The following is an 11,772-nucleotide window of genomic DNA, read 5'->3' on the forward strand; positions in this document are numbered from 1 at the left end:
ATATAGAAAATTGTAAAATAGATAACGTTTTTTGATTCTGATATATAGCTATTATTCCTTTTTGAGGAGAATCTTTATCTGTTTTTCTTTGTCTTTCTTCTTTTGATGAAGAAAATATAATATCCGGTAATGGGTAGGCTGGCTCCTACAAGAGAGAAAAAACAAGTGAATATTTTCGACCATATTCCCCAATAGTTACCCACATGGAGCGAATATACCCAAGCCCAAACTTTTGTAGTTGTTTCTTGGTCTTTGAATAGGGTTGTTTTTGTTATTTCTCCCGATTCTTTATTAAATCCGTACTTATCAGAGGCTCGAGATGTAATAGATGATTTTAAATGTACAGAGGCTGATCCATCCTGTATTTGTATGTATTCGTAATCCTTATTTGATGCTGCCAGATTATCGAATATCTTTTGCCAGTTCAATATATTGGTTTCTTGCTTTTCTTTCTTTTCGCCACGTTGTCCCCCTCCATGTCCTTGCTCTTGTTTGATCTCAGCGCCAAAGAGACGAAAGACAGAATTTCTATACCAATCGAAAGACCACATCATGCCTGTTAAAGCACAAATGAGGAGTACAAGGCAGGCATATGCTCCTAAGACATTATGTAAATCATAAAATAACCGTTTCTTTCCTTTTCGAAATTGTATTTTGAAACGACTCTTATTAAAGCGTCGTGGCATCCAAACAATGAACCCGCTAATGAGTATTATTGTGAAAAGTAATGTCGATATTCCTACAGTATATTTCCCCCACGTGCGACTACCATCCATCAGCCAACGATGAAGAGTCATTATAGTAAAAAAAGGACTTTCTCTGAACTTATAATATCCGGTAACCTCTCCTGTATATTGGTTTACAAAAGCAGATTCGCGAAAACCTTTAGTTAAGGACATTGTATAAGTCCGTTTTGGGTCGGATGTTATCTTTACACTAGCTACAGTGTTACTATCTAGTTGTGCATTAACAATAGGAATAAGCTCTGCCAAAGGAATGGGGCTTTCCTTTATTTCGTCTATGTAATAATGTGTGGGGTTAGCTAATTCTAGTATTTCGTCTTGAAATACAAGTATTGCTCCGGTTAAACATACTATTGTGATAATAATTCCTACGGGTAGAGAAAGCCATTTGTGTAGCTTCTTTAGAAAAATGCGCATACGGGTTGTCGTTAAAAAAAATCCGATGTTTAATGTACGAAGCAAAAAACATCGGATACTATCATCAAAGTTAAGTAATTCTTTAATCTAAATCTCTTTGGCTATTGATACCAGATTAAATCAACTATCATCATTACAAAGGTCGGTATATTTTATCTATTATACAATCGCAATATATGGTGATATTCAATGTGGCTAGTAACAACAAATGGTGATTAATTTAGAATTTATATGATACAACTGCAGCAAAATTGCGAGGATCTATCTGATTGATGTAACCTCCACGGAAATAAGAGTTGTAGCCAACCTCATCAAAGATGTTATTAAAGAATACTCTTGCTGTAAATTTGCTATATGTGTATGCTAACTGTGCGTTTACAGTTGTATATGCAGGCATGTCGAATGGTTTTACATTCGGTTGTGTATTGTGTATAGCGACAGTAATTGTATAATCATTAGACGGGCGATCTCCTACATAATAAACTCCTAAACCTGCAGATAGTCCTTTTAGAGGTCCTTTGTTTATTAAATAATTTAACCAGCCATTAGCCGTATGTTTAGCCGTATTAATGGGTGCAGATCCCTCTTTGTATGCCGGACTATTTTTATAGCGAGGATTTACATAAGCATAACCTGTCATTATCTGTAAGTTCTCTAAGATACGTCCCGATAATTCTACTTCAATACCATCTCTTTTCAGATCACCTGCATTGTCGTAATACAATGGAGTTCTATCATTAACGGTAGAGTATATACCGTAGGATGTATTCGAATTGAGTATGTTGAAGTAAGTGAAATTGAAACGTAGCCGATTGTCTAACCAATCAGATTTGATACCAACTTCGTATTGTTTAGAACGTGATGCCCCTATAGCAGAACCATCTTCTTTCAATTGTGCAGCGGAACGAAGACTTGTGGTAGTAGTATATGAGCCGAATAGATTTATATTCTTAATTGGCGTAATCATAACTCCTATTATAGGATCCCATGCGTCTCCTGTAGTTTGTCCAGAGCCAGTTCCACTAGTACTTGTCTGGTAACTATAACGTAGCCCTAATATTGCTTTCAGATATTGGTTGATAGTCATAACCTCTTGAGCCATTATTCCATAGCTCGACTCCTGAGATATTACAGGATCTCCCAGATTCCATTGTCCGTTAGGGATTTTTGGAGCGCCATTGTTTATGTTACCACTTGTAGCGTTGATTGTATCTATAATAGGTGTAACAAATTTTCCTTTAGCGTTCAAATAACCATATGAATTAGTCATCAGGTCATTCTTTTTATAATCGAATCCTAATTGGAAAGTATGTTTAATTGACCCTGTAAATATATCTCGACCAATTAAGTCAAGTTGGAATGTTGAGTTCTTGTCTTCTCTCAATGAGCGATTTAATGAGCGCTGTCTTTCTGGATTTGAGTATCCTCCTTTTATTGTGTCCAAAGCTGCTCCTGTTTGATCAGAATTGTAAGAGGAATTAAAATAAGCCGCCCTGATACTTACTTTATCAGCAATTTGACGTACTATACGTGCTGCATATGTAGATGTTTTGTTGCTCGTATTGTCTGTATTAAATCCCAAAAACTGATTGAGTGGCATTTTGTACAAAGCTTCAGTATCTGGACCCGCCAGATTTATTGTTCCTCTGTCTGGAGTCTTATTTTCATCCATGTAATCCATTTCTAATGTAACAGTCGTTTTGCTATCGGGCCTCCATTCCAAAGATGGATTTATATATACTCTGTTCATAGAAACATGTTTTCTAAAGCCATCCGAACGTTCGTAAGCTCCATTTAAACGGAATGCTACTGTTTTACCCTTATCTAATACTGATTGTACATCAAATGTAGGACGAAATTGCCCCCAGCTTCCGGTACGTATTGAGACTTCTCCTCCATTAACGAATTTAGGAGTCTTAGTTACCACATTTATCACACCTCCAGGGCTACCTAAGTCGTTTCCAACACCTTGTGTGACTGCTGCAGAGCCTTTTATAACCTGAATGCTTTCAACTCCCTGCATGTCTGAAGTAATAGATCCTGTACGGAAGTCGGAGTCGATACGTACACCATTCTTCAAAACAGGTACGCCACGATATCCCCTACTAGACATACTTTCACGTACACCACCATAAGAACCGAATAGCGTAACTCCAGGAACATTTCTTACTGCATCTGTGATTGTAAGTGCTCCTTGTTCAGATATCACTTTATCGGATATTACAGAAATACTTTGTATTTGCTCACTTGGACGAAGTGGCATACGAGTAATAGCATCTAGCTTTTCGGGCTGCTTGTAGCGTTCTCCAAATACTTCTACCTCTTCGAGATATGTATTTGTTACCATATTGAATAGTAGATGTACTTCTTCTTCAGTATCAAAATTTATTTTTTTGACATTGTTATCATAACCGACAAAACCAACTTCTACTGTTAATTCTCTCTTAGGTAATCTTACAAATCTGAATTTACCTTCGCTATCGGTAGATACACCTCTATTTAGTTCTTTTATTACAACTGTTGCAGAAACTAAAGGCTGTCCTTTTTCATCTAGAACTTTACCTTTTATCGTTTGTGCTGCAATAAAAGAGATATTTATAACTAAAAATAATAGTAGTAAATAAATTTTTCTCATAATTTACTGTATAGCTTTTTTGTGAATAAAAAATATAATCGAGCGCAAAGGTCACTATATTAAGCTTTTTTATCAATCACAAAATATAATGATATTGACCTTTTCTTATCATTATAAATAGGGATTGCATGTTATATAAAAGTTCGGAAAATGCCTATTAACGAATTATTTGATATATTTGTTAACTGTTTACTGTTGAAAAATATCTATGAGAAAATATTTATTATATGCATTCATCCTTTACCCGATTATAGCTGTTTGTCAAATAGAGCCAAAAGCACAATTCTTGAAACTTTGGTATGATAAACCTGCCCAAGTATGGGAAGAAGCTCTTCCTTTAGGTAATGGTCGAATAGGAGCAATGGTGTTTGGTAATTCATTGAATGAGTTTATACAGCTTAACGATAATACTCTTTGGTCAGGATACCCTGTAGATGGTAATAATCCGAAAGCGAAGGATAGCTTGGCGGCTATTAGACAAGCGATAAATGATGGAGATTATCAGAAAGCAGCCCAATTATGGAAGGAGAATGCACAAGGCCCCTATTCGGCTCGCTATCTGCCTTTAGCCGATTTATACTTAAATATGGCGAGTAAAGATAGTGCAAAAGCTGTTTATAGAGATTTGGATATTTCAAGAGCTTTGGCTTCTGTCAACTTTTCTGCAAATGGAGTAAATTATACCCGCAAAAGTTTTATTTCTTATCCTGATCAGGTAATGGTAATAAGACTAGAGGCAGATAAAGAGGGTGCAGTAGAATTTGATGTTTCGCTTGGGAGTAAATTAAAATACAATGTACAGAAAGGGAATGATAGCAGTATTATTTTAAGAGGTAAAGCGCCTAAATATGTCGCTCATCGTTCTTATGAACCCGAACAGATAGTCTATACACAAGATGAAGGTACTGACTTTGAAGTTCATCTGAGAGTTTTACCAAATGGGGGACACCTTATAAATAAAGATAGTGTATTAACCCTTGTTGGTGCAAACTCCGCAACAATAATACTATCTACAGCAACAAGTTTCAATGGCTTTGACAAATCACCCGGAAAACAAGGTGTAAATCCTAATTTAAAGGCTTCGTCTCAAATAGAAGCAGCATGTAAAAAAACGTATGCCGAATTGTTGCATAATCATATTGAAGATTATCAGTCTTTGTTTAGCAGAGTGGAGTTGTCCTTAGGAAATTCAAACAATAAAAATGTTTTACCTACTGATGAACGTTTAAAATTATTTAGTAAAGATGATTCTGACAATGGGTTAGTCGAGCTGTACTATCAATATGGTCGTTATCTGACTATAGCCTCGTCGCGGGCAGCCGGTTTGCCTTCTACTTTGCAAGGTCTATGGAATCCTCATATTCAACCGCCATGGGGATCGGCATACACTGTGAATATAAATACACAAATGAATTATTGGCCAGCTGAAATAACAGGGCTTCAAGAGTGCCATAAACCATTGTTTGACTTTTTGAGTTCTTTAAGCGTTAATGGTAATAAAACAGCTTCTGTAAATTATGGTATAGATAAGGGCTGGGTAGCCCATCACAACAGTGATATTTGGTCAATGTCATACACATCGGGCGGATATAACTCAGATAAAGCTGATATAGCTCATGTTACGTGTTGGCCTATGGCTGGTGCTTGGTTTGTTCAGCACCTGTGGGAACATTACGCTTTCGGTGGCGATAAAAAATTCTTGCAGACAACAGCTTATCCATTGATGAAAGGTGCTGCGGAGTTTATGCTCGAGTGGCTTCAACAAGATAATGAGACAAACTATTTAGTAACTAACCCTTCTACTTCGCCAGAAAATTTATTTAAATACTCTAAAGATGGAAGAATTATGTACGGGGGGATCTCAAAAGCTTCAACAATGGATATGGCTATCATATGGGATTTGTTCACGAACTGTATTGCCGCTTCTGAAGTTTTGGGGATAGACAATGATTTTCGTCAACAATTGATAGGCGCCCGAGACAGATTATATCCTCCACATCTGGGTGCTAAGGGTCAGTTGCAGGAGTGGTTCTCTGATTTCGAAGAGCAGGACACTAAACATAGGCATGTTTCTCATTTATTCGGACTACATCCCGGTAAAGAAATTTTACCTCGTGTCAACCCGGAATTTGCTGCTGCGGCAAAGCAAACATTATTATTGAGAGGAGATGGTGGAACCGGTTGGGCTATGGCTTGGAAAATTAATTTTTGGGCGCGTCTGGAGGATGGTAATCATGCTTACTTGATGCTGAAAAATGGGTTAAGGCATGTTGATGCTACCGATAAAACATCTAAAGGAGGAGGAACATACTCTAACCTTTTCGATGCTCATCCTCCATTTCAAATAGATGGTAACTTTGGCGGTACATCGGGCATTACAGAAATGCTTCTGCAAAGTCATGGTGGTGAAATTTTTCTTTTGCCGGCACTTCCTGACAATTGGGTTGATGGTTGTGTGAAAGGCTTAAGGGGCAGAGGAGGTTTTGTAATAGATATGGAGTGGGAAAACAGAAAACTAACAGAGGTGGTAATTCATTCTACTCTAGGAGGAAATTGTAGGTTGAGGAGTCATGAACCTTTGATATCTAATGACCTGAAAATTGTTCCTGCAATAGGTGAAAATTCAAATCCTTTCTATTTTAAAGGGATTGCCCCCGATATAATAAAAGGTAACAATGCAGGTCAATTAATTGATTTGGAATTGAAAGAAACAGTTCTTCTCGACCTGAATACCGAAAGAGATAGTACTTATGTACTCACAGTTCCTTAAGCTATTTCTTTATTGATGACGCGGTAAAGTAATTTTATCTTCTTAAAATATTTAATACTTTAAAGAAAGAGGCTTTCTCTAAAAGCCTTACCTTTGCCTTATTTTCGTTTATTGATTTTTCAGACAGAAGATACTGAGAGTGCTCTTCTTTCACAAAAGAACACATGATTCTAATTAAAACCGAATATTGCATTTTTTTATTTTTGTTACTTCTTGTATCGGGTGGGGTTTATTCGAAAGAAATAGATAAATATTACTCTATAGGTCTGACTTTTAGATCACATGAAGTAAATAAGGATGAGCGGACTAAGGCTGATTTTACTTTTAACAATCCTATTCATCTAACTTCCGGTTTTACATTAGAATTTGATCTTAAACTCAGATATTCCCCGCATTCCTATGGTTATGTATTCAGGCTTATAGAGAATGATACGGCGAGCTTGGATATGACATCTTATATTGGAGAAAATCGGATAAACTTCATATTGAATGATGTGAAAGGAACTCAGGCTTTTTCTGAATATAAGTTTGATCGTAATAGCTTCGAAAATCGATGGGTAAAAGTAAAGATACGAATAGCTAAAGATTCAATATTTTATTCTTTAGGCGGAAAAAACGGTGCAATGCATAACTCTTTCTCCAACTCAGCCACATATAAATTATTATTTGGAGCCAATAACCACCGGAATTTTTATACATCAGATGTTCCTCCTATGTCAATACGCAATCTTATAATACGAGATAAGCATGGCAATATTGTAAGACACTGGAGTTTGGCTAAACATGGAGCAGGCATTGTATATGATGAAAAAGTGCAAGCTGAAGCTAATATATATAATGGGATTTGGGAACTAGATAAGCATGCAGAATGGAATAAGGAAGTCTCATTCAGACTGAGTATCGGTAATCCTCAGATAGCGTATGACTCTATAAATAGATGTGTTTTTGCAGCAACTAAAGACAGCTTGTTCATTATTGATATAGGAAATAAGGCTATAAGAAGGATCAAAGTAGAAGGAGAGCCTTTTGTTGGGGCGTCTTCACAACTCATTTACGATTATGGAAGCAATAGACTTATTTCGTATAACATAGATCAACCGGAGTTACTGTACTTTGATTTTGAAAAACAAAGATGGGATGGGCATATTTCCAATGGGGTGATAAAGATACAACATCACAATAGGTTTATTAATCCTGAAATGAATGAATTAGTCGTTTTTGGCGGTTATGGATTGTATAAATATAGTGCTGTATTGGCGACTCGTAATTTGTCTGCTAATAATTGGATATATACAGATCTCATAAATGAAATAACACCCCGGTATTTGGCCTCGATGGCATATTTGGGCAAAAATAAGATTCTTATCTTTGGCGGTTATGGAAGTTCTACAGGAGTACAAGAAGAAGCTGCTCGTAACTTATACGACCTGTATGAAATAGATACACAAACTAAAAAATGTATTAAACTAGGAGAGATTGCAGATATGCAGGCTCACCTCACTTTTGGTAATTCTATGGTTGTGGATCCCGGAACAAAAAGAATATATACTTTAGGTTACAGAAATGATGTATATAAAAGTTATTTGAATCTATATGAGATTAATATATCAGATATGTCATATCGAATGCTTGAAGATTCTGTACCTTATCATTTTCAGGACACTGAATCTTTCTGCGATATGTTTCTATATAAAGACAAATCTCTGTATTCTATAGTATCTCAAAAGACCGATGATGGAGATATGGAAATAAGTATATATTCTTTACTCTTTCCACCTTTAGTAAAATCTGACATATTGCAGGAGCGAGAAGAATCAAATTCCATTATTTTTTCTGTCACTACTATCTTAATAATCACTTTGGCTGGTATTGTTTTTTTTATTTTTTATAAGAAATGTAGGCAAAGGAATGAGGCAAGAGTAGTGACCAGACCTATAAATAAAGAGATGGGTATTCTTCCTTTTACGCAGAAAAAAAATGTATCTTCTATTCTTCTGTTTGGCGGTTTTCAGGTTTTCGACACGATGGGTAATGACATAACAGCAAGCTTTACACCTGTCATTCGTCAGATGTTTCTTATAATCCTCTTAGAGTCGAATACATCCGGTAAAGGTATTACATCGGAAAGGCTAGATGAAACTTTCTGGTTCGATATGGATAAAAATAAAGCAACAAATAATCGTAACGTAAATATCAGTAAGCTACGTCTGTTGTTACAAGATATTGGCGAGATAAAGCTGCAAAAGAATGGTAATTACTGGCAGGTCTTGTTGGGAGAAGATGTATTCTGTGATTATGTTTCTACTTTGCCGATTCTGAATAACTATAAAAATGTAGAAAGTATAGATAAGTTTATTGCTGAGAAGGTAGTTGGTCTCACTTCTTCGGGAGTACTTCTTCCTAATATTATTGCAGAATGGGTGGACAAATTTAAATCAGGCTATTCGATCCTTCTTATTGATTTTTTACTTAAGTATGCTCTACAGGACTCTTCTCAGAAAGACTTAAAGTTTCTCGTTAAACTAGCAGATGTTATTTTGTCTCATGATGATATCGATGAAGATGCTATTCGGATTAAATGTCGAAGCTTATATAAACTTGGGCAAAAGGGGCTGTCGAAACAGAGTTACGATAAATTCCATTCCGATTATATAAATATTTTAGGAGAAGAGCCTAAACTCACATATGAGATGATCATAACACATAAATAATAGAGCTTTTATTTATTCTTTTCTTATTATTCATAGCTGGTTAATATTTAATTAATACCTCGGTTAATACTTCTGGTGTAGGTTTGTGCTGTTTTATTAACAGTGCCGAAAAACGATATCTATTAATTTTTATTTATGAAGAAAAAGAAAAATACCATTGGCTTGTCTCTTCTGATTATGTTGTTTTTTTTAACAACAATTCAGGGGAGAGCTCAGAAAGAGACGCAGCCTGTCAATTACGTTAATCCTTACATAGGGAATATAAGCCACATGCTTGTACCTACATACCCTACTATACATCTCCCTAATAGCATGCTTCGGGTATATCCCGAAAGAGGAGACTATACAGGTAATACCGTGAGAGGGCTTCCTCTTATTGTGACGAGCCATAGAGGAAGTTCTGCTTTCAATCTTAGTCCTTATCAGGGAGAAATAAAAGATATGAAAAGTGTAATAGACTTTGGTTATGATAATGAAATAATCAGACCTTATTATTATAGTGTCGATTTAGACGATTATAATATTCATGTAGAGTATGCCCCTTCTCATCAGGCTGGTATTTACCGTATTCAATTCAATGAATCGGGAAAGTCTCCTTTCTTGGTTTTTAATACGGGTAATGGAGAGCTTACTTCGAAAGGAAACACTATAAGTGGTTATCAGAAGCTGGATAATGATACACGTGTTTACATTTATTTTGAGACGAATATACAGCCTTTAAAGGTCGGTACACATAAAGGCGAGCTTATAGATTCTGCGGTGAATACGACGAGTGGACATAACGCATATTTTATATCCGAGTATCCGATAGTTGTAAAAGAGATAAAGGCTCGTTATGGAGTGTCTTTCATCAGTGTAGAACAAGCCAAGAAAAATTTGGAAAGAGAAATTGCTTCTTACGATTTGTCCGGAGTCGCTAATAAAGGAAGAGAAATATGGAACTCTACATTGGGTAAAATAGCAGTAAAAGGAAGTGACGAAAATGCAAAAACTGTTTTCTACACTTCATTATATCGTATCTATGAGCGTATGATCTGTATATCAGAAGATGGTCGGTATTATAGCGCATTCGATAAGAAGGTTCATAATGATGAAGGAATTCCATTCTATACCGATGATTGGATTTGGGATACGCATCAGGCAACACATCCATTACGAGTTATTATAGATTCGAAAAAAGAAGTGGATATGATTAATTCTTATCTGCGTATGGCCGATCAGATGGAAAGACCATGGATGCCAAACTTTCCTGAAGTTACGGGAGACAGTCGTCGTATGAATGCAAATCATGGAGTAGCGATGGTCATAGATGCTTACAACAAAGGATTGAGAGGTTTTGATCTCGAAAAAGCATATGTTGCTTGTAAAGCGGCCATAACGGAAAAAACTCTTGCACCCTGGTCTTCTAAACCCGCAGGAATATTAGATCGGTTCTATAAAGATCATGGTTATTTTCCTGCTTTGGCTAAAGGAGAACAGGAAACTGTTCCTGAGGTTCATGGATGGGAAAAACGGCAACCAGTAGCTGTTACTTTGGGTACAGTTTATGATGAATGGTGTCTGTCTCTTATTGCAAAAGCTTTAGGTAAAGAGAAAGATGCAACGTATTTCTCCGATCGTAGTTTGAACTACCATAAAATATTCAATAAAGAAACAAAGTTCTTCCATCCGAAAGATGCTTCCGGTAAGTTTATGGAAGATCTTGATTACCGCTTTCCTCCCGGTATTGGTGGCCGTGACGCATATGATGAAAATAATGCATGGGTATATCGGTGGGGTGTACAACATAATATTGCCGATTTGGTCAACATGATGGGAGGAAAGCGATCTTTTGTCGAAGAACTGGAGCGTATGTACTCTACCCCTCTAGGGAAAGGGCGTCCCGATTTTCATCATCAGTTTGGAGATCATACAGGAATTGTAGGACAGTTCTCGATGGGTAATGAGCCTTCTATGCATATACCTTATCTGTACAATTATGCAGGACAGCCATGGAGAACTCAAAAAAGAGTGCGTAATCTACTCAAACAGTGGTTTCGGAACGATTTAATGGGTATACCCGGGGATGAAGACGGTGGAGGATTAACTTCTTTTGTGGTCTTTTCTCTTATAGGGTTTTATCCTGTTACACCCGGATTGCCTATGTATGTAATAGGGAGTCCGACTTTCGAGACTGTAAAGCTAGATGTTGGAAACGGAAAAACATTCGAGGTGTTATGTAAGAACTATGCTCCCGAAAACAAATTTATTCAGTCTGCAAAGCTGAATGGGAAAGTATTGAATAAATCCTGGATCTTACATAGTGATGTAGTAAAAGGAGGCCATCTTGAATTGGTAATGGGAAAACATCCTAACAAAGATTGGGCTTCTTCGGATGATGCACTTCCTCCATCATTTAGTATGTATGTTAAGTGAAAGGATTATGCTCTCTGAGGTGTGTTTATTAGAGTTTCCCTGCTATATATGGGTTAATATTTATGACAATATAGTTAGCAT

Annotated in this window: 5 protein-coding genes; 3 read left to right on the plus strand and 2 right to left on the minus strand. The window is 36.5% G+C overall.

Translation table 11 applies throughout. The annotated features are described in order from the left end of the window. Positions 1-74 precede the first annotated feature (74 nt). Positions 75-1,160 carry a PepSY-associated TM helix domain-containing protein gene (locus tag BGC7_RS09380; protein ID WP_050701321.1) on the minus strand — a complete coding sequence of 362 codons (1,086 nt, stop codon included), beginning with the start codon at positions 1,158-1,160 and terminating at the stop codon, positions 75-77. A gap of 220 nt (positions 1,161-1,380) precedes the next feature. Further along, positions 1,381-3,795, minus strand: coding sequence for a TonB-dependent receptor (locus BGC7_RS09385; protein ID WP_050701322.1), 2,415 nt, complete (start codon positions 3,793-3,795; stop codon positions 1,381-1,383). A gap of 208 nt (positions 3,796-4,003) precedes the next feature. Here BGC7_RS09385 and BGC7_RS09390 point away from each other — a divergent pair, with 208 nt between their 5' ends. From BGC7_RS09390 to BGC7_RS09400, 3 genes are all read left to right on the plus strand, one after another. Further along, positions 4,004-6,565 (plus strand): glycoside hydrolase family 95 protein, encoded by a 2,562-nt coding sequence (locus tag BGC7_RS09390; protein ID WP_050701323.1) that lies wholly within the window; start codon positions 4,004-4,006, stop codon positions 6,563-6,565. A 164-nt stretch (positions 6,566-6,729) separates the two neighbouring features. Further along, the gene (locus tag BGC7_RS09395) at positions 6,730-9,276 is read left to right on the plus strand and encodes a Kelch repeat-containing protein (RefSeq protein WP_050701324.1); all 2,547 of its coding nucleotides are present in this window, start codon (positions 6,730-6,732) and stop codon (positions 9,274-9,276) included. 135 nt (positions 9,277-9,411) lie between these two features. Then, complete coding sequence (locus BGC7_RS09400; RefSeq protein WP_082206604.1) at positions 9,412-11,691, plus strand: GH92 family glycosyl hydrolase; 2,280 nt, start codon at positions 9,412-9,414, stop codon at positions 11,689-11,691. Positions 11,692-11,772 lie beyond the last annotated feature (81 nt).

The sequence above is a fragment of the Dysgonomonas sp. BGC7 genome, from assembly GCF_001261735.1.
Classification (GTDB): domain Bacteria; phylum Bacteroidota; class Bacteroidia; order Bacteroidales; family Dysgonomonadaceae; genus Dysgonomonas.

Excerpts from the sequence above, each read along its gene's own strand:
- BGC7_RS09385 (WP_050701322.1), bottom strand. The coding sequence starts at position 3,795 with ATGAGAAAAATTTATTTACTACTATTATTTTTAGTTATAAATATCTCT.
- BGC7_RS09400 (WP_082206604.1), top strand. The coding sequence starts at position 9,412 with ATGAAGAAAAAGAAAAATACCATTGGCTTGTCTCTTCTGATTATGTTG.
- BGC7_RS09380 (WP_050701321.1), bottom strand. The coding sequence starts at position 1,160 with ATGCGCATTTTTCTAAAGAAGCTACACAAATGGCTTTCTCTACCCGTA.
- BGC7_RS09395 (WP_050701324.1), top strand. The coding sequence starts at position 6,730 with ATGATTCTAATTAAAACCGAATATTGCATTTTTTTATTTTTGTTACTT.
- BGC7_RS09390 (WP_050701323.1), top strand. The coding sequence starts at position 4,004 with ATGAGAAAATATTTATTATATGCATTCATCCTTTACCCGATTATAGCT.